Below are 16665 nucleotides of genomic sequence, written 5' to 3'. Positions count from 1 at the left end.
CCTCACGAAACCGGTTATTGCTTGACGTACACGAGTTCATCGAACAATATAACTGTATATACATACAGTTATTCAGAGGTGCGGATGTTCGTAGAGCTGATTTTTGACCAACGTAATGTTAAAGGTTTGCCTGACGCGGCAGAGATAATCAAAGCAGAACTGAGAAGGCGGGTACATCGGGTGTTCCCTGATGCAGAGGTGAAAGTAAAGCCGATGCAAACGAACGGACTCATTAGCGACGCTAACAAAAGCGACAGAGAAAAGTTAAATCGGCTTCTTGAAGATATGTTTGAAGAGTCAGAACAATGGCTGATAAGTGACACCTATGGGTAGCATTACACTCGCCGGGCGACAGATTTTCGTTCTCAATGAGAATGACAGATACCCAGAGCCACAGCAAAACAGCCCGCCTTTTTTCGCAATCCGTGAAGATGAAGAGGGCCAGCACTGGCTTTATGTTTTACATAAGGGAGGCTGGCCGCTTGTATCAGATGTGCCGTTTCAGACTCAAGGTAAAGCCGTTGATGCGGCCATAGCTTTTAATTTTGATGTGTTTTACAAGTGATAGGTGCTGCCCCTGCCGATGTTCAACCGTCCGAACAATACGAGGCCAGCAACGGGGCAGCAGATTTTAGATAGGGTCAACGTTCACATTTTCAAGGGCGGCAGTTTCCTCGAGTGCTTCCGGTGCTTCTTCAGCCTCGCTCACAGGCATTTCCAGGCGAAGATCGATCCAGCGTCCTTCCGGGATATCCATCGGTTCACCAGCCACAATAGCGGCTGTGTCGATGTCAAAGCGGCGCTTGCTGACCTTCACATAGATTGTGCCATCCTTGCCGGTGTTAGCTGAGACAAAGCATAGGCGGTTGCCGTTCACGTCCTGCGGCACTTCGATATTCCAGCCCTCCTCCGCAAAACCTAATGCGCCAGTAACTTTGTAAACGCCGACTGAAACGCGCTCAGCTGATACCCCAACAGCCTCGCCATTCACGGCTACGTGTCCGGACAACATGAAACCGTCTAGATAGTCATCCGCCATTTTTTCAGGCTCACCGCAAAGTCTTGCGATCGGGGAAGCCTTTTTGATGAACCCGTTAGCATCAACGGTCGTATTGCTTGAAGTCCACAATGACGACCAAACAACTTTTGATGGGGCTGCTATTGTAGAATTACCAACCCACGCTTGGTTTGTCACTGACACGGCAAAATAAGTGCTCGACGGCCCACCATCAACGGGTAAAACCATTACGCCGCCAGCCGCGCCGCCAGGCCTGTTAGCTGTCGCAGTGGTATACCGACGAATGCATGACTTGTTATCTGTAGAAAAAATATCAGCTGTATGAATCGGGGCTGATGCAAAACCTGCTGCGATAACGGCTTTGCTATTTTCGGCTGCACTCTGCTCGCTGACTTTTGCCGCTGCTGCTGATGCTGCTGATTTGTCGGCGGACAAAGCTGCCTCTGCACGCAGGCGATCGACGGTTTGCACAATCTCAGGCGTAATGTCATCTTCACCAGGGCGGCGCAGGAAATCATTGAGCGTGCCGGGCAGTGAATCAACATAAACATCTATCGTTCCTACTCGCTCCGGCTGTGCACCATAAACCGACACAATGACTTCATAGGCTCCTGGCTCAACATTTAGCAAATACCGACCCGTATCATCGGTGACAGATTGCGACTTCGCTAAATTCAACACCGTGGAAGAAGTTTTCATCGATCGCATAGTAATCGTTACGCCAGAACGAGAATCGCCGTAAGGTCCCTTTAGTACGCCGCTGATTAATACCATTATTTATTTCTCCATAGGTTTAGGAATATACCACTCAGGCTCGCTATCACCTGAAATGCTAATCGCTGTGCCAATTATCTTTAAATAATCTTCCTTGCTTATTTGGTATGTATCACTTGGAACATCACCGAGTTCGTCAATGAATAGCGCTCTCGTCGATGGCTGATAGAAGAATTTCATTTAATATCCCTCCGCTGAAAAATTAAAATAGGGATACCACCCCGTAACAGGTGTTGTGATTGAAACTGTTATTGCATCTCTTGAGGCACCGCCCCCGTTCTTATCCCGTGTGCATGCAATAAATGCCGGTGTTCCCGCTGCTTGTTGGTCGCCGCGCGGAGATACCAGAGTTGCAACACATGACACGACGGCATTTGGAAAAGCTGCGGGCAGGCTAAACGAATAGAAATGCGTGTACCAGGTAACGCCGCCTATGTTCTGCGAGTTATATGCGCCAACCGGTTGTTGCGCACCGATAATGCCTTCCTGCTTTACAATACTTCCGCCGATCGACGTTAATATGGCATCGCCAATTCTTGTTATTTTAACACCGAGATTATTACAGGCATCCAGTTGAGTTTTAGCACCCGTCCCGCCCTGACTCAGACTCAAGGGCGTTTTAAGTCCTTTGATGGATGTAATATCACTATTGTCACCATTTGCTGCCTTGTTATCTAGCGCGGTTTTATCTGCTTTTTTATCAACTTCTGTTTTATCCGCCTTCAAATTCAATTCAGATATGAAGCTGTTCCATGCAGGGCCGGTAAACGTGCTGCCGTCAGGTAACGTCACAGTAATGTTTCCGGTGCCGCTGAATACCTGCTGCCAGTTGTTTTTATCGAGATTCAGTCCGCGCAGGGCTTTCGCCGTCTCTGCGGCCAACTGAGCGGTGATGGTGTTCATCGCGTCGCGCGGTACGGCATACCATGCTGCGCCCGCCTGCGTTGGGCCGTCATAGGTTTTAATCAGCGTCGCCTGTGTGGCGCTATCAACAGTTTTCACCGGTAACGTATAGGTGACGCCGCCGACAACGCTCACGATGAAATCACCGGCTTTCAGCTCGGTATTGAATGCCGTCCCCGTACCTTTCACTACGGCGGAGTTGTTCGTTAGGGTAAGAGTGCCTGCGGGCATGATGCTCTCCTAAATCGTTGCATAAAAAAACCGGCTCAGTGGCCGGTTGTTAGAAATAATGGTCTGCGTTAATCACCATGAGCGGCATCTGTGACGAGTACCATCGGTTTGACGTATTCCACTGGGTCTGTATTTTTCTCCCTGATTCAGAGCGCCAGAATTGGACGGCGCTGCCGTTAAACCGATAGCCGCAGCTGTAATAGTTATAAACCCCGCCGCTACCTTGAGAGTCACCACGCATAAACGCATTAACGGCAAGGGGGATCATTGGCCTGGCTATCCCTGTATCGATTAAATCTTCGGGGTTCCTGCCGACATTAACCGAACGACCATCCCAAACTAACGGCTCTGTATCGCTGGTGAATGTGTTATTACCGGCAGCGTTCTTTATCACCATTCCGTAGCCGCTTGGCGTCGGTGGGTAATAACCGCTGTTCATAATGACCACTTTCACATTGGCTGTGGTTAACACTGCTTCACCGGAACCATTATCACGCGATACCGTTAATTCGTTATATTGCACAGCATGGTAAATAGAAACGCCGGGGTCATCGCACCGTGCAAAGACAACCTTGGTGTTATCGTTTTGAACGACTGGCAATGTCCATTTGCCGTTAATCGTCACTTCCCCTTTCCACGCAACAAAGCCCAGCCTGGACGAACTGTTAATGCTCATCCAGTCCACCGAGTTTTGAATCATTATTCCATACGTGCCGGAAACTGATTGCGGCGGTTGAACCTGGTATATGCTGAACTCGGTAAAGAACGCCTGCTGATTTGCATTGGTAAAATCAACAATTATCCTACCCCCATCGGTTCGCCATCCAGTAACCCCGCCGTAAGACGGGGGATTTGTCTGGCTGCCGAATATATACCCGGTCTGACCAACCAGAAAAACCGGGTTCCCAGCGACGTAATCAGGCGGAGTATAAATCTTTTGTTTATTGCCATCCGCCCAGGGTTCTTTATCGTTGGCTAACAGTGAAATGCTATTAACCGCCGCCAGCTCTTTGCCATTCATCCACAGGCCATACGCCACGTTACAACCTCCCCATTCTCACCCGCAGATTACCGCCAGCGTCATAAACATTAATCTGGTCGCCGCGTATCTCCATGCGTCCGTTGCCGTCGCCGCCGTTAATCTGGATTTGTCCAGCCCCTGCGCCGCTTTTATCCATCCGCCAGCCTCTGGTTGCGCTGAAATTGTCGGACTGAATAAAGCCGCTGATTTTGGCGTTTGTGATTGCCGCATCCGCAATTTTCGCCGACGTGATAGAGGCGTTCTGAATGAAAGCGTCGCTTATAAACACCTGGCCGTTAATCACAGCAAACGGCGAGTATTGCGTGTCGCCGCTGCCACTCATCAACACGAACTGATTGGCGTTGAACCCGATACGGGTGATGACGGGTTTGCCGGTTTCTGCCAGCACGGCGATCGACATGCCCGCGTTGTAGAACACGCCGTTAACCCTCACACCGGCTTTCAGCGTGTGGATTGCCGTTGCGCCGTCGGCATCGACTGTTGCCGTCAGCTTGTCCTCAAGTACCGCTGTTACGTCATCAATTTGCGCCTGCACCTGCGTAGACAGTTCGGCCATCGCACGATCGACTTCTGCTATTGTGGTTTTCACCACCAGAATATCAGCCCGCACCGTGCCGTATTGCGCCCACTGGTGCTCAACCGTCGCGTTGTTGGCCAACGCATTCTGGATGATGGCCTCAATGTTTGTGTCAATGTCGCCAGTGAGGCGGTCGCCGTCCTTGTCGGTCAGGAAGCCATCTCCGATGCTCTCCAGGTAGTCACCGGCGTTAGCGTTCGACTGCCCCTTAATCCAGCCAGTCCAGTCGCCCTGGTTGCCGGTTCGGTCTTGCAGACGAGCGCGGAACCAGAACTCCTGCCCCGCCTTCAACCCGGTCATGGTGTGGGTGTGCAGCGGGTACGGGATATCGGCCAGCAACATCGCGTTATTCCCGGCGGCGTTATCTGCATACTGAATTTCGGTTTTCAGCGTGTCCGCGGCCCCGTCAGGGAATCCCCAATCGAGCTGAATACCCCAGAGCAAAGGCGATGCCTTGAAGCCAACCGGCACCGGCGGCTTGCCTTCTTTCCCCTTCAGGTAAGTTTCCATCGACGTCGCCCAGACGGACGATATATCGCTGGCGTTGATAGCCCGCACGCGCACCAGGTAGCGCCCAGCGTAAATGCCTGGCACCTCGAATCCCAACGCAGATGTGCGCGGCACCGATACCCAGTTACCATTATCTTTCCGCCATTCCGCCTCATAGGCAATCGCATTATCCACTGCCCCCCAGGCGGCGCGCAGGGTGGTAATCGCGATACCCTGGCTCACCGAGGAGTAGCTGTCGATGGTGATGTTTTTCGGCGGGGCTTGCACGCCAGGAGGAATAATCGATATCGGGCGATCGTCGATGCGCGCGCCGGTATCGATGCGGGCGTACTTGTTCGGGTCATGCTCGGTAGCATTAATCGTAAAGGTGTTATCGCCATTATCGGCAATACCCACCACACGGTAGAGCTGAACAGCCAGATCATCAGCGTCGATAGACCAGGCAGACTCCGGCACGGGTATCTCGCTATAGGCCGTGGTAACGGTCACCACTCGATCATTCACCGCCTGCACGGTGCGCGCCTGCGCCCGGCCGGAAGGCAGGTTAACGATCAGGCGGTCGCCAACTTTAGCACCCGGCTTTCTGTCCAGTGTTAACTTGCGACCGTCCACCGCACTGATACGCCCACCGATCACCCGACCGGCAACCATCTGATCGGCCACGCCGACGATATGCCCCGGCATGGGGATCATGCCATCGAGGCCAACAGAGAAAGTAACCGTGCGGTCTTTGCTGTTGGTCAGCAATGCCCAGCGGCCCCGGCGGTTTGCCTCGCTCTGGCGGGTACAACCGATCGCCGTCAGCTCGGTTTGGTTCACGTCGTACCGGCGCACCAGGTCGCTATCAAATACGGCCTCTATCGCATCGGCATAGTGGTTCGCCGGATCAGACCAACTGACCATTGCGGTGCTGTAGCGGGTGCGCTCGCTGGCAGACGAATAGGTAAACTTGCCGTCGATAACGTTGGCACGGGTATAGGTGAAGTCCATATCGCGCGGCATATCCGCCAGGGCGACCATTTGGTTTTGTCCCCAATAGGTCATGCCACGGAAGATACCGGCCAGATCGCTCAGCACCGTCCAGGCATCCTCGCGGGATTGAATGTAAACGTTGCAGGTAAAGCGTGGCTCCATGCCATCACCGCCGCGACCATCTGGCACCAGTTGATCGCAATACTGCGCGATGCGGTACAGTTCAGACTCGGATACCTGGGTTGAGTCGATGCGATCACCCAGGCCAAAACGGTCAGCTAGAATAATGTCGTAGAATACCCAGGCCGGATTGTCGCTGTAGGCCCACTTAAAGCCCCCCGTCCAAACGCCGGTATAGCTGCGTGTCTCCGGGTCATAGTTGTCAGGCACGCGGATAACTCGCCCACGCGGCGCGCAACTGATCTTCGGGATGTTGGGGAACTGCTTCGAGTCGAATTCCACGTAAAGCAGCGCCGTGTTCGGGTAGCGCAACTTGGCGTCGATAATTTCCGTCAACGCCTCGATGTTCATACGATCGGCGATCCGGGCGCTGTTGGCGTTAGGCGTCAACCGACGAACGCGCACCTGCCAGCCCGTAGTGGCTTTCGGTAAGTTGATGCGGTGAGAACGCTCATACAGCGAGGTGGTTTTGTCGTCGATTGCTGCCGTTAACATTTCCTGATAGCTTCCGCCATCGGTGGCCACATCAATGGCGTATTCGATGCGGTAGCCGTTAACATCGCCGTTGTCTTCTTGCTTTTGCAGCATCGGCCAGCCAAAGCGCAGACGCACAGCGGAAAGTTGCAGGTTCGAGACAGACCGAACCCACGGCGTGCCGCTTTTCAGTTCTGTGCCGACGGTGATCTCGTTTTCGACAGCAGGAATACCCTGAATATAATCCTGTGCCTGCGTACCTGGGCGAAACTCCCAGCGGAAGCCGGGGAAATTTTCAGAGCCATCGGCATTAAGTGCAGGGGTGCCGTCAGCAAAAATGTTTGTGCCATCCAGCCCACCGGCAAACTCGCCCTCACCCAAGGCAAATAACATCTTCGCTCTTGCGATCGACTGAATGCTGTCCGGCGATTCTACCGGCGTGTGGCCGCCACCACCGCCGCCTTTGCGGCCTTTTATCGTTACATTGTCCATATTGCACCAATGAAAAAAGCCGCGATAAGCGGCGTAGTGAATACACTGATCAAATATCAGGATTTACGGATAAGATTAAGGCACTATCTTGTAGTGACTCAGCCCGCCCATGTAGAGGCATGGACGTTTGAAATCAGAGGAATGGCTGATTAACTCTGGATTAAGGAATCACATGACTTTAGAAAAAGGAAAAGGCACTAACGAGGCCGAGCTAATCGCCCATATAGTTATTCTTGAGTGTATTATTTCAGTTTTACCAAAAGAAAAGGCTGAGAGCGTAAAAACTCACGCCATCAACCATCTCAATCACAGAATCGAACTTGAGTCCGCAAAAGAATCACCCAGTACATTAGTTATTGATATACTTGAAAGTGCGAAATCAAAAGCCATCAACTTATTCCCAAAAGGCTAATAAAAATTAGGAGCTCGATAGCACATTATTGAGAATATCATCAATATTATCGATGCTTCCTGAAATTGGCATAAAGAAGATTTTTCCTGCGGCCTTATCCTGGGCCGCCTTTTTAACATCAGGAGTTTCTTTTTTCAACTTCTCAGATTTTTGATGTAATACCATAACTTTCTCCCGCCTCTCGACTTACTGTTGATCTTCAGTGTAAATACCAGCAGAGATAATAGCTCCGCCTATCTCGCGTGTGCCGTATAGCACACCAACAGGATTACCCTGCGCCGTTGTGTTGACCGGCCCGCCAAAGGCATAACTCGGTTTGTTGTCCTGGTCTTGGCGCATGCGCAATCCGCCCATTTGCGGGGAGAGCATTTGAACAACACCACCAATGGCCATTGCTGCACCTGCATAAGCCATAGAAGCCCACCCACCCGTTGCCGAAAAAACACCAAGGCCAGCGGGTGAGAAGGCCATAGCCGCGCCAATTAATGCCACGCCTAAAATAGTTTGGAATAGGCCAGCGCGCTTGCTCCCAATCACAACGGGAACAAGGTGAATATCTTCCGTACCTTTGGTTAGCTCAAGCTCATCCTGACCGACATTGCGCTTACCGATGAAAACTGAAAATGTCAGGCCACGCTTATGCGCCTCAAGCATGTAGCGTTCAAAGCCGGGCAACAGATTTTTCATCGCATCGATCGCCTTTGGCACCGTTGGCGCCCGATATTTAAATTCGCGACCGAACATATTAATCATAGGGCCGTGAAATCGTATAGTTCTTAGTGGAACCTCTAAAAAACCCATTCTACCTCCAATAAAAAACCTCGAAAAACGAGGTTTTTTTTCTAACAGAAGAAAAATATTATTTTTTACTCTTTATCCTAACCAGCTCACTCTCCAGGTGCGATTCAAAATCCATTCCCATCTGCTTATCCATAGTTTCCTTGAGCATGCTAATTATTGGTGCATTAGTTACCATAACAGAAAGAGCTTTATTATTTGGCATTTCAAGATGCATTTTCATTGCTATTTCTGAAACCACGGAAAGATTCAACTCCTTCTTTCCATCAGAGTTGGTAATAACCAGTTCACTTGCACTATGCCCATGAGCTTTTGGTAACTCACTTTTACTTGAGTGTTCTGAAACATCACTACCACAATGTTTGCACTTCAAAGCATCACGATTAATATCCTCTGCACAGAAAGGGCATTTGACTATTTTATATGAAGGGGTAGACTTGCAAAACACAGAGATTATCAAACCACAAACTATGACAATACCACCTATAATAATTTGATTTTGTTTGTTTGCCATCAATCCAATGTTATTTACTCTACCACCATATCCGGTTGCAACACTTGTATCAATATTTAAAGCCACAAGCACCCATATGACGCCGACAGCTAATATTAAGAAACCAATATTCCTCATTTAACTAACACCTATCCGGACTAAAAAGTACCGATATGTTAGCAGATGCCATAGAAACAATAAATTAGTACCTTAACGCCCTGAGCCTAACAATTTTGATCGTTCTTTCTTTCCAATAACCACCGTAAGGCACCCGCTGGCTCAGCATGCCGTACATGTGGTGTAACAGCATACCGTCTTCGAGCAGAATACCGGCATGGTTCGCCACCGGCGCGGAAACTTGCATAATCACCATGTCTCCCGGCATCGGTGGGCCGTCGAACTCGCGAAAGCCGCAGTCGTGCCAGTTGTCCATGTAGAGATTTTCGCCCCGCTCCCACCACGGATAATCAACGCGGTAATCCTGGAGCGCTATGCCGTGCTCCTGCCGGAAATAGCTCATAATCAGCCCCCAGCAGTCAGTATGCCCCAGCACGAACTGCCGACCAATTAGCGGCAATTCCCCACGCGGCATGATCGTTCGCAAGTCACCCTCAGGCCAGCTTGCAATCACCCAGGGCAACTCCATCGCGTCACACTGCGCCTTGTCCAGTTCGCTCGGCTGCGTGGTGGCATCCGGGTGGCTGTGCACAATCATTGTGATCGTCCCCCACTCGGCAGCGGTCACATAATCCTCTGGCGACAGGTGAAACTGTTCGGTGGGGTTGTCCGCCAGGTTGCGGCACGGGAAATAGCGCTCCACGCGGGATTTCTGCGCCACGAGGCCGCAACACTCGCGCGGATACTCAGCCTCGGCATGCGCCATAATGGCCGCTATGGTTTTATCTTTCATAACTCTACCTACTGCTTAATCAGCGCTGCGCCTGGGAAGCCGCCGAACGGTAAAGGCTCAGTCTCACCAAAACGTTTTTGGCAATCACTCAGCAGCCCACCGCACCGATCTTTACTTGGGTCATCCACCGGATTTCCCTTGTCGTCAAAGTATCGCGTGCCTGCGTAATCGCAGCCCTTGCCGGTACGATACCATCCACGCGAACACCAGGTGCACAGACTGTGGATTTGGCGGGTCGGGATACGCAATCCCCGCAGGTCTGCCGGGCTGGATAGTTCGAACTCCACCGCTTCATCGCTTTCCGTCGCTTTGCGATCGATGTAGAACACCTGTAGCTTTTCCTGCACCGGGTCAGCCGTTGGGTTCCCTTCTGGAAAATTTCGGGCATCAAGGTAATGCACCAGCGTATCGTGGATCAGCACCTTGGCCTGTGCCATATCTTCAAACTGAAGGCAAAGCGCAGTGATCAGGCCGTTGATATTGGCAACCGTCAATTTCGGCTCCGTGCTTTGGCTGTCGGAGGATATTTCCAGCCCCTCAACGGAAAACGGCCACGGCCCGTACTCCTTGCCCTGCCACCAGATCGATTTTGCGGGTAGTTTCGTTTCGTCCCCGCCAGCAGCGGCAAGTTCCTCCGGCGTATAGGGGAGAGTGTCGCTGTGAAAACGCAGAATATCAGCACCGAACTTCGTACCGTCCACTTCAACAAGGCGAACGCGGTTGCCCGGCTCCAACTTCTGCAGGTCTGTATTCAGCATGATTAATCTCGGTTAAACGTGGAAGGCCTCGGTAAACGTGGCCGTCAGTGAATAGTTATCGCCGCCCATTGCGACAGGCTTATAGCCCTCGCAGCGATAGAGGCCGGGAACGTTGGTCGGAGGTGTCCATTGGAATGACTTCACCCCTTGATGATCTTCAAGAAAGGCGATAATCAGCGTGATGTAGTTGTATTTGCCGATAAAGGTCAAATCCCATGAGCGAATGATCGGGTTGATGCCATCACCGGAAACCTGCATATAACCATCGCCGAACTGCGCTTTCCTGATACGAAACCGGGTATCACCGGCGGCATTGACGCGCGCCGGATAGTTGAATGTCTGAATGGCCATTACATCCCCTTGATTGCTTTCCAGATAGGCTGGCCGGGCTTCAGGTTCCGGTTGATGACCTTCTGGCTTTCCTGCGCGGCGATGTTGCCCATCTGCTTGCCAAACTCTTCCCAGCCCTGATCGGCCTGAGTATTCACATTGCCGCCGCCTTCAATGGTGATGTAGACGTTCGGCACAGCAGCAGCCTGCTGTGGCATACCAATAGCCCGCACACCTAGCGAACCGTCCGCCCCACGCTTGAGCGGCATGATCGCCTCTGGGCCAGCCTCGCCCATCAGGCCAGCACCCTTGGCGAACGCAAACATGGTGGGATTGCTGACTATCTGCCCGCTGTATGCACTCAGTGACGGCGACGAATAAACGCCGCCTTTGGCGTTGGCGAACATCGGTACTTGCCCTGGGTCATTGCCGGAGGGTGCGAAGAAGTTCATTCCGGCTTTCAGTGCGTTGAACATCGCCATCTTGATCATCATGCTGGCGAGATCGGTCAGGACAGACTTGGCGAAGTCGTTAAAACTGGCTTTGCCTGTGGTGACAAAGTTGGCCAACATACCGGTCATGCCGTCAAATGTTCGGGTGGTAGCGTCTTTCACCTGCCCATAAACGTTACCGGCATTGGCAGACCAATCCATCATTCCCTTTTTCAGCCCTGCGGTGTAATCGCCCTCGATAGCTGCTTTTTCCTGCGCAGCATTGCGGACAATATCAAGTTGCCTCTGCTGCTCACTGGCGAGAATGGCCGTCTGTTGCATGTACTGCTCGGACGTTTTGTCCGTCACTTCCTTGTCCAGCTGCAAGCGGTGTTGCTGGAACGACTGCCGGATTTGCTGCTCAGCCACCATCTGATCGTAGGCGTCAGTGGACATGGTCATCTGAGCATTTCGGTTGGCATACTCCTGCTGTTTCGCGGCCGTTTCCATCACCAGGCTACGGGTTTGTTCCAACAGTTTTTTGCCAATCTCCCTTTCTCGGTTTGCCTTTTCCAGCGCCACATTCTCGGTTAATTGCGCCCTGATCTGGTCTTGCATGGACAACAGGCTTTTTTGACCGGCGGTCAGCTTCTTACCCTGAAGCCCTGCAATCTCCTGATCGAAGGCCACCAGCTTTTTCTGCGATTCTGTCAGTTTGTCGGAATCTTGCACCTGAGCACGCAACACTGAAGATTGTTGCTGCAACTGTTGCAGGCGTCTTACGCCTTCACTATCGCTATACGCAGCCCCTTTGGACTTTTCGCCGTATTGCTTGTTAATGCCCTTCAACGCCTGCGCATATTCGTCTGCCGTCAGCTTTCCGGCCTTAAACTGAGCCGCTACAATCCCCGTTAGACGGGCCTGTTCCTTTTTAGGATCAGCCCCCGCCTTAATCGCAGCGGAGACTTCATTCTGTAACTTTAACTCTTTACGTGCGGCTTCCTGTTCCTGTTGCCGCCGCTTGTACAGCTCTTCGTTGGTTTTCTTCACCTCGATAGCGGTATCGTTGCTGATATCCAGCTTAACGCCCTGTGCCAGTGCCTGCGCCTGGCCGGTTTTCATGTGTGCCTGACCGATGATATCGAACGCGGACGCCACTTCATTTTTCAGCGACTTCCAGATAGACGCCAAGCCGCTGACGCTGTTCTCCTGCTCGGTGACTTTGGCTTTCACATCATCAAGGTATTTCTGCTGAAGTAACGCCGTCGCTTCACTGGTTTTGCCCTGCCTGGACAATGTGGCGATATGATCGATAAACGTGGTGTTGAGCTGAACGCCCTGATTGGTCAACGCCTCCATTGCCTTTAGAGGTTCACCACTCAGGCTTGATAGCGTCGAAACAAGATCATCGGATGACATACCCAGCTCGTTCATCCGGGTGCCGGTTTCAGCGATGTCCGACAGCATATTGCCACCGAATCCTGCGCCGGCGGCGCTGGTGACAGCCTTAACCGCATTCTCTGTGCCGCCGAGCGTCATCGTCAGCATGCGCAGATCATTCACCGTCATAATGGCCTGAAGCCCTGACTTTTGAAGCGCTGCGGTATATGCCTTGGTCTCTGCCTCCCCTTTTTGGAACGCGGTATACAATGCCGTAGCACCGGCAACCGCCGCCATGATGCTTAAGCCTACCGGGCCACCCAGCAGCGCCAACGCACTTTTCATCAGGTTGGTGCTTACCGCTGCCGCGCGCGCCGTAAAGGAAACTTCCTTGTTGGCCACACTGATTTGGTTCAGGGAAGAAATCAGGTTAGTTTTGCCCTGGGCTTCGGCAATATCTGCCGCCAGTACCGCTTTCGATGCCTGCGCCATTTTTTCCTTGGCGCTGACCTCGGCGAGATCAGCCTCGCGCACCTTGCGGTGAATGTCGGCATACTCTTTCTGGTAGCTGACCGAAAGACCGTAGAGCTGGTTTTCCTGATTTTTGGCCGCGTAGAAGCGCGCCATTTCCTGCGCCTGCTCGCGGGAGGCTTGCGCCTGTTCACGGGTACGCTTAGCCGCGTCAAACTGCGCCTGGGCCTGCTGGCGTGCAGATCGCGCCTGTTCAATCTGGCCCTGCGCCGCCTTGTTAAACTCAAGGGCAGCAGCCTTCGCCGCTTCGCGTTGGGCTTCCCAGCCGCTGGTCAGTCCCTTAAAGCCGATGAAAGTGCGATCGAGCGTCGGGATTAACGTATTGGCCAGCGTGCTGACCGCAATGTTACTCCCACCGGCTAGGCCGCTGATCACACTTCGCAGCCCTTCGAAGCCGCCCTGGCTGGCGCTGAGCGCACCACTCAACGAGTTAAGCTGACCACCGGTGCGCTTCGCCTGATTGCCTATCTGGGTCAGCGCTTCGGTGGTTTTCTGGCTTTCCTGCTGCGCCTTGCCGGTAAAGTTTTTTGACGCGGTTTCTGCCGTTCTGAATGAATCGACAATTTGAGATTTAAAACTGGCGGAATTCAGGTGCAGCGCTACCGCCAGAGTAGCTACATCGGCCATTACATGAGCGCTCGCATAACGGCAGCACACTGTTCATCAACATCAGATGCGACAGGGGCTGACAGATTGACAGGGGGCGGGGCAGCAGTATCGGACGTTGCCTTATCCACCAGCGAATAGAATGCCTCCCAGTGCTGGATAATGGAGGCCGGGAGGGCTGCAATTTTTCTGACGTCTGGCTCACCGAAGCGATCGGCCAACTGATAGATCAGCCATAGCCACGGTGAGTGGGTCAGTTTTTTTCGGCTTCCTCCAGCGTGCCGTAGCTGTGGTTCTGGATAGCGCGGATTGCATCAAACAACGCCGCGTTATCATGAGCGGCCAGCAGTTCCGCTGGTGAAGGCAAATCAGACGCAGGTACTGATTTACCCTGCTCGTCAACCAGTGCAGAGAGGATTAACTGAGCACCCAGCAGTGTTGCTGCTTTTTGGTCACTCTCTGCCTGCGCCTTTCCAAGCCCTTCGTCGTAATCCATCAGTTCACATACCGTTAGGCGGCGAATATGTACCGGTACGCCAAACAGCGTGTGCGGCACCGCCGTATTGATGGGTTGAAGCAGCGCGGTCTTGAGGTTGATTTTCTTCTGGGTCATGCCATGTCCTTACTTAATAGTTACGGTTGCGGTTGCGCTGTTGACAGTGTCTGACCGCTCGGCAGACAACACCACGCGATAAACGCCTGCATCCGCCGCCACAACTGAGTTTTTGGTATAAGTGGCAGAGGTTGCACCGCTGATATCAGTGCCGTTTTTCTGCCATTGGTATTTAACGGGCTTGCCGTTACTGGAGGTAGCCGCAACAGTCAGGGACAAATTACCCCCGACTGCCAGATCAGCGCTCTTCGGCTGGGTAGTCACGCTGATCACACCTTTGGGGCCACAGCTCCCCAGGTGTTGCTGTTCTGCTTGCCTTGCACCGTGATCTGAATGACTTCACTCGCCGGAGCGGTGATTTCGTTCATCTTCCAGCCGGACAGCGAGAGGATCGAGGTGGAGGTGCGGCCGTTCGGCAGCTCAACATAGAACTGAACGGTTTCACGGTTGTCCGCTGCGGTCAGGAACGCCGCAAAATCGGTATTGGATGGATCGTCAATAAACCCGATCGACTTCTCCGCGCCTTCCGGCAGGTCGGAGATAAATTGCTTTGTGGTGTCGATAAGGGTCGTGCAATCGACAAAACTGCCGGTCTGCCCCATCTCGCCCACAGCCTTACAGTTAACCAGCGCCTTCATGGCCGTCGGTGCTGCGCCGACAGCGCCCCACTTAACAACCGTGCCAGCCGGAAGCATGGCGTACTCTGGCGACGTTTTATCAGCCATAATTTCCCTCACTTAATGATTGTGGCAGCGGTCGCTACCGGTTTTCGATGCCGTAGCGGAGTTCTGCCGCCAGGATGCGTAATACTTGGGTTTTGTGGTAATCCAGCGCCGGGCGGATAAACGGTGCGGCAACCTGCTTAACCGTGCCGAACTCCTGCGCCAGCGCCTTCATGTGATGCTTCTTGCTCGGGCCGACCTTGAATGTCATTACCGTCAAATAGCGGGGATCGTTCATGCGGCTCGTACTGCGGATTTTTATGTCGTCCCGCATGTGCGGCCCGGTGCTACTCTCATCAAAACCGGCATGCTGTTTCATGTCTTCCAGCACCGGCTCCAGCGCCGCTCGCCCGGCACCTCGTAATACCTTGACCGCTTCATCCCCCATCGCCTTTAGCTGGCGCTCCAGAGAATCAAGGCCCGTAACGTTTATGCTGATCATGTGGCATCCTCCGGGTAACAGATGACGTAATCACGCACCAGCCGGTACTGAACGCTGTTGTTGGTGAGGGTGGTTGCTCCCTGTTGCATCGTGCCGCGTGTTACCGTCTGCACGGGCCAGCGCCCAATATGCCCGTGCTGAATGCTCTCCCAGGCGGCGCAGATAGCCTTATCCAGTTCAATGAGGCGCGCGTAATCGTCGATGACATAAAGCGCGACCTGAAAACGCCCCTGAATCAGTGCCGTGCTGGCTAGCCCGGTATCAACTTTCGGGTTGCTGATCTTCTGATACGTCACGCCTTCCTGTTCCGGGTCAGGCAACAGCAGCGGATACGCTGGCAGGCTCGTTAGTGCCTCCAGTGCCGCTTTGATTTCATACTCGATCATGACGAATATCAGCCTCCGCCGTAATTAACAGCCGGTCTCGCTGTGAACGGTCAGGCGCACGAACGGTAAAAGTTCGCTGCTGAAATACCACCTGCCAATCAACGGTAATTTCATCCCGTGGCCGCAATGTGAACAGCATGGTTTCCACTACCTGCCCCTGTTCACCCGTGCGAATTTTTCGGTTGGAGATCGGCTCCGCATCCGCCCAGACCTCAGCGACAAATTCAAAGGATTTGACCGGTGCGCCGGTCTGCTCATCACGAACCGTAACGGGGCGAAGAAGCTTGATGCGAAACTCCAGCGAACCTGCGCGTAATGATTTCATAAGCCGTAAATCCGATAGGGTTGGAGTAAAGACTCAACAGCCAGCGGCAATTTTGATGCCGACATGCCAACAATCGCGGCCTCGCGGTTCGCGTACCAATGCCCGATACAAAGCAGCATTACCGTGCGCACATCATCATCCAGCAGCAGGTGATCTTCATCGGCAGCGTATCCGGAGTCGGATTCGCTGGCGTATAGGGTGCGGCGGGTATACATCTCAACATGCTTTTTCGCGGCACCGATATAGACGCCGATCAGGCTGTCATCCGCATTGAAATCAGGCTCCAGGCGGCAATGCTCCTTCACCAATTTCAGTTCCAACATGGCTCACCTTACTTTTTGGATTTCTTGGCCGC

At 52.9% G+C, this 16665-nt stretch carries 21 protein-coding genes and 1 pseudogene; 3 read left to right on the top strand and 19 right to left on the bottom strand.

The window, feature by feature from the left end:
• Nucleotides 1-84: 84 nt before the first annotated feature.
• Both ACF8MC_RS23580 and ACF8MC_RS23575 read left to right on the top strand, forming a co-directional pair.
• Nucleotides 85-333: a DinI-like family protein gene (locus tag ACF8MC_RS23580; RefSeq protein WP_106046306.1), complete on the top strand. Its 249-nt coding sequence runs from the start codon at nucleotides 85-87 to the stop codon at nucleotides 331-333.
• Nucleotides 326-565, top strand: a complete 240-nt coding sequence (locus ACF8MC_RS23575; protein WP_106046307.1) for a hypothetical protein — start codon at nucleotides 326-328, stop codon at nucleotides 563-565. The genes ACF8MC_RS23580 and ACF8MC_RS23575 overlap by 8 nt, the downstream gene beginning before the upstream one ends.
• Before the next feature lie 66 nt (nucleotides 566-631).
• Here the strand turns inward: ACF8MC_RS23575 and ACF8MC_RS23570 are convergent, their stop codons facing one another.
• The 5 genes and pseudogenes from ACF8MC_RS23570 to ACF8MC_RS23550 form a co-directional block, all read right to left on the bottom strand.
• Nucleotides 632-1792, bottom strand: coding sequence for a prophage tail fiber N-terminal domain-containing protein (locus tag ACF8MC_RS23570; protein WP_072271590.1), 1161 nt, complete (start codon nucleotides 1790-1792; stop codon nucleotides 632-634).
• Between the two features lie 3 nt (nucleotides 1793-1795).
• Nucleotides 1796-1972 carry a hypothetical protein gene (locus ACF8MC_RS23565; protein WP_154640823.1) on the bottom strand — a complete coding sequence of 59 codons (177 nt, stop codon included), beginning with the start codon at nucleotides 1970-1972 and terminating at the stop codon, nucleotides 1796-1798.
• Between the two features lie 366 nt (nucleotides 1973-2338).
• Nucleotides 2339-2926 (bottom strand): annotated as a pseudogene (locus ACF8MC_RS23560) (phage tail protein); the annotation flags it as partial.
• A 49-nt stretch (nucleotides 2927-2975) separates the two neighbouring features.
• Nucleotides 2976-3965, bottom strand: a complete 990-nt coding sequence (locus ACF8MC_RS23555) for a DUF6453 family protein (RefSeq protein WP_164034052.1) — start codon at nucleotides 3963-3965, stop codon at nucleotides 2976-2978.
• A 1-nt stretch (nucleotide 3966) separates the two neighbouring features.
• Nucleotides 3967-7173: a host specificity protein J gene (locus tag ACF8MC_RS23550; protein ID WP_106046309.1), complete on the bottom strand. Its 3207-nt coding sequence runs from the start codon at nucleotides 7171-7173 to the stop codon at nucleotides 3967-3969.
• 172 nt (nucleotides 7174-7345) lie between these two features.
• On the opposite strand from ACF8MC_RS23550, the gene ACF8MC_RS23545 reads away from it, so the two are divergent.
• Nucleotides 7346-7585: a hypothetical protein gene (locus tag ACF8MC_RS23545; protein ID WP_392424154.1), complete on the top strand. Its 240-nt coding sequence runs from the start codon at nucleotides 7346-7348 to the stop codon at nucleotides 7583-7585.
• Between the two features lie 6 nt (nucleotides 7586-7591).
• Here the strand turns inward: ACF8MC_RS23545 and ACF8MC_RS23540 are convergent, their stop codons facing one another.
• The 14 genes from ACF8MC_RS23540 to ACF8MC_RS23475 form a co-directional block, all read right to left on the bottom strand.
• Nucleotides 7592-7750 (bottom strand): hypothetical protein, encoded by a 159-nt coding sequence (locus ACF8MC_RS23540; RefSeq protein WP_158702818.1) that lies wholly within the window; start codon nucleotides 7748-7750, stop codon nucleotides 7592-7594.
• A 21-nt stretch (nucleotides 7751-7771) separates the two neighbouring features.
• On the bottom strand, nucleotides 7772-8386 hold the full coding sequence (locus ACF8MC_RS23535) for a tail assembly protein (RefSeq protein WP_164034054.1): 615 nt from the start codon (nucleotides 8384-8386) through the stop codon (nucleotides 7772-7774).
• 58 nt (nucleotides 8387-8444) lie between these two features.
• Nucleotides 8445-9014 (bottom strand): zinc ribbon domain-containing protein, encoded by a 570-nt coding sequence (locus ACF8MC_RS23530; RefSeq protein ID WP_164034057.1) that lies wholly within the window; start codon nucleotides 9012-9014, stop codon nucleotides 8445-8447.
• Between the two features lie 64 nt (nucleotides 9015-9078).
• A complete protein-coding gene (locus tag ACF8MC_RS23525) occupies nucleotides 9079-9786 on the bottom strand; it encodes a C40 family peptidase (RefSeq protein WP_164034059.1) in 708 nt (235 codons plus the stop codon).
• Between the two features lie 8 nt (nucleotides 9787-9794).
• Nucleotides 9795-10547, bottom strand: coding sequence for a phage minor tail protein L (locus ACF8MC_RS23520; RefSeq protein WP_171404673.1), 753 nt, complete (start codon nucleotides 10545-10547; stop codon nucleotides 9795-9797).
• Between the two features lie 9 nt (nucleotides 10548-10556).
• Nucleotides 10557-10895, bottom strand: a complete 339-nt coding sequence (locus ACF8MC_RS23515; RefSeq protein ID WP_106046313.1) for a phage tail protein — start codon at nucleotides 10893-10895, stop codon at nucleotides 10557-10559.
• Complete coding sequence (locus ACF8MC_RS23510) at nucleotides 10895-13843, bottom strand: phage tail tape measure protein (protein WP_164034061.1); 2949 nt, start codon at nucleotides 13841-13843, stop codon at nucleotides 10895-10897. Before ACF8MC_RS23510 ends, ACF8MC_RS23515 begins: the two co-directional genes overlap by 1 nt.
• Before the next feature lie 232 nt (nucleotides 13844-14075).
• Nucleotides 14076-14435, bottom strand: a complete 360-nt coding sequence (locus ACF8MC_RS23505; protein ID WP_049272273.1) for a hypothetical protein — start codon at nucleotides 14433-14435, stop codon at nucleotides 14076-14078.
• A 9-nt stretch (nucleotides 14436-14444) separates the two neighbouring features.
• Nucleotides 14445-14699 carry an immunoglobulin domain-containing protein gene (locus ACF8MC_RS23500; RefSeq protein WP_239510634.1) on the bottom strand — a complete coding sequence of 85 codons (255 nt, stop codon included), beginning with the start codon at nucleotides 14697-14699 and terminating at the stop codon, nucleotides 14445-14447.
• Between the two features lie 5 nt (nucleotides 14700-14704).
• The gene (locus tag ACF8MC_RS23495; RefSeq protein WP_033655098.1) at nucleotides 14705-15160 is read right to left on the bottom strand and encodes a hypothetical protein; all 456 of its coding nucleotides are present in this window, start codon (nucleotides 15158-15160) and stop codon (nucleotides 14705-14707) included.
• Nucleotides 15161-15194: 34 nt separating this feature from the next.
• The gene (locus tag ACF8MC_RS23490; RefSeq protein ID WP_164034064.1) at nucleotides 15195-15599 is read right to left on the bottom strand and encodes an HK97-gp10 family putative phage morphogenesis protein; all 405 of its coding nucleotides are present in this window, start codon (nucleotides 15597-15599) and stop codon (nucleotides 15195-15197) included.
• Nucleotides 15596-15985, bottom strand: a complete 390-nt coding sequence (locus ACF8MC_RS23485; protein WP_048796894.1) for a hypothetical protein — start codon at nucleotides 15983-15985, stop codon at nucleotides 15596-15598. Before ACF8MC_RS23485 ends, ACF8MC_RS23490 begins: the two co-directional genes overlap by 4 nt.
• A complete protein-coding gene (locus ACF8MC_RS23480) occupies nucleotides 15972-16310 on the bottom strand; it encodes a phage head closure protein (protein WP_048796895.1) in 339 nt (112 codons plus the stop codon). Before ACF8MC_RS23480 ends, ACF8MC_RS23485 begins: the two co-directional genes overlap by 14 nt.
• Nucleotides 16307-16633 carry a head-tail connector protein gene (locus tag ACF8MC_RS23475; protein WP_164034066.1) on the bottom strand — a complete coding sequence of 109 codons (327 nt, stop codon included), beginning with the start codon at nucleotides 16631-16633 and terminating at the stop codon, nucleotides 16307-16309. The genes ACF8MC_RS23480 and ACF8MC_RS23475 overlap by 4 nt, the downstream gene beginning before the upstream one ends.
• Between the last annotated feature and the right edge of the window lie 32 nt (nucleotides 16634-16665).

It is taken from the genome of Serratia sp. LACPHL-BACT-2024-00286 (assembly GCF_043109535.1).
GTDB classification, from domain to species: Bacteria; Pseudomonadota; Gammaproteobacteria; order Enterobacterales; family Enterobacteriaceae; genus Serratia; species Serratia sarumanii.
The sequence above is the reverse complement of the archived record's forward strand: the minus strand, read 5'-3'. Positions and strand labels throughout refer to the sequence as shown.

What these genes read in the sequence shown, in the direction of transcription:
- ACF8MC_RS23515 (WP_106046313.1), bottom strand. Translation starts at nt 10,895, where the DNA reads ATGGCCATTCAGACATTCAACTATCCGGCGCGCGTCAATGCCGCCGGT.
- ACF8MC_RS23505 (WP_049272273.1), bottom strand. Translation starts at nt 14,435, where the DNA reads ATGACCCAGAAGAAAATCAACCTCAAGACCGCGCTGCTTCAACCCATC.
- ACF8MC_RS23570 (WP_072271590.1), bottom strand. Translation starts at nt 1,792, where the DNA reads ATGGTATTAATCAGCGGCGTACTAAAGGGACCTTACGGCGATTCTCGT.
- ACF8MC_RS23530 (WP_164034057.1), bottom strand. Translation starts at nt 9,014, where the DNA reads ATGAGGAATATTGGTTTCTTAATATTAGCTGTCGGCGTCATATGGGTG.
- ACF8MC_RS23540 (WP_158702818.1), bottom strand. Translation starts at nt 7,750, where the DNA reads ATGGTATTACATCAAAAATCTGAGAAGTTGAAAAAAGAAACTCCTGAT.
- ACF8MC_RS23475 (WP_164034066.1), bottom strand. Translation starts at nt 16,633, where the DNA reads ATGTTGGAACTGAAATTGGTGAAGGAGCATTGCCGCCTGGAGCCTGAT.
- ACF8MC_RS23545 (WP_392424154.1), top strand. Translation starts at nt 7,346, where the DNA reads ATGACTTTAGAAAAAGGAAAAGGCACTAACGAGGCCGAGCTAATCGCC.
- ACF8MC_RS23550 (WP_106046309.1), bottom strand. Translation starts at nt 7,173, where the DNA reads ATGGACAATGTAACGATAAAAGGCCGCAAAGGCGGCGGTGGTGGCGGC.
- ACF8MC_RS23490 (WP_164034064.1), bottom strand. Translation starts at nt 15,599, where the DNA reads ATGATCAGCATAAACGTTACGGGCCTTGATTCTCTGGAGCGCCAGCTA.
- ACF8MC_RS23580 (WP_106046306.1), top strand. Translation starts at nt 85, where the DNA reads ATGTTCGTAGAGCTGATTTTTGACCAACGTAATGTTAAAGGTTTGCCT.
- ACF8MC_RS23575 (WP_106046307.1), top strand. Translation starts at nt 326, where the DNA reads ATGGGTAGCATTACACTCGCCGGGCGACAGATTTTCGTTCTCAATGAG.
- ACF8MC_RS23565 (WP_154640823.1), bottom strand. Translation starts at nt 1,972, where the DNA reads ATGAAATTCTTCTATCAGCCATCGACGAGAGCGCTATTCATTGACGAA.
- ACF8MC_RS23535 (WP_164034054.1), bottom strand. Translation starts at nt 8,386, where the DNA reads ATGGGTTTTTTAGAGGTTCCACTAAGAACTATACGATTTCACGGCCCT.
- ACF8MC_RS23485 (WP_048796894.1), bottom strand. Translation starts at nt 15,985, where the DNA reads ATGATCGAGTATGAAATCAAAGCGGCACTGGAGGCACTAACGAGCCTG.
- ACF8MC_RS23480 (WP_048796895.1), bottom strand. Translation starts at nt 16,310, where the DNA reads ATGAAATCATTACGCGCAGGTTCGCTGGAGTTTCGCATCAAGCTTCTT.
- ACF8MC_RS23495 (WP_033655098.1), bottom strand. Translation starts at nt 15,160, where the DNA reads ATGGCTGATAAAACGTCGCCAGAGTACGCCATGCTTCCGGCTGGCACG.
- ACF8MC_RS23525 (WP_164034059.1), bottom strand. Translation starts at nt 9,786, where the DNA reads ATGAAAGATAAAACCATAGCGGCCATTATGGCGCATGCCGAGGCTGAG.
- ACF8MC_RS23510 (WP_164034061.1), bottom strand. Translation starts at nt 13,843, where the DNA reads ATGGCCGATGTAGCTACTCTGGCGGTAGCGCTGCACCTGAATTCCGCC.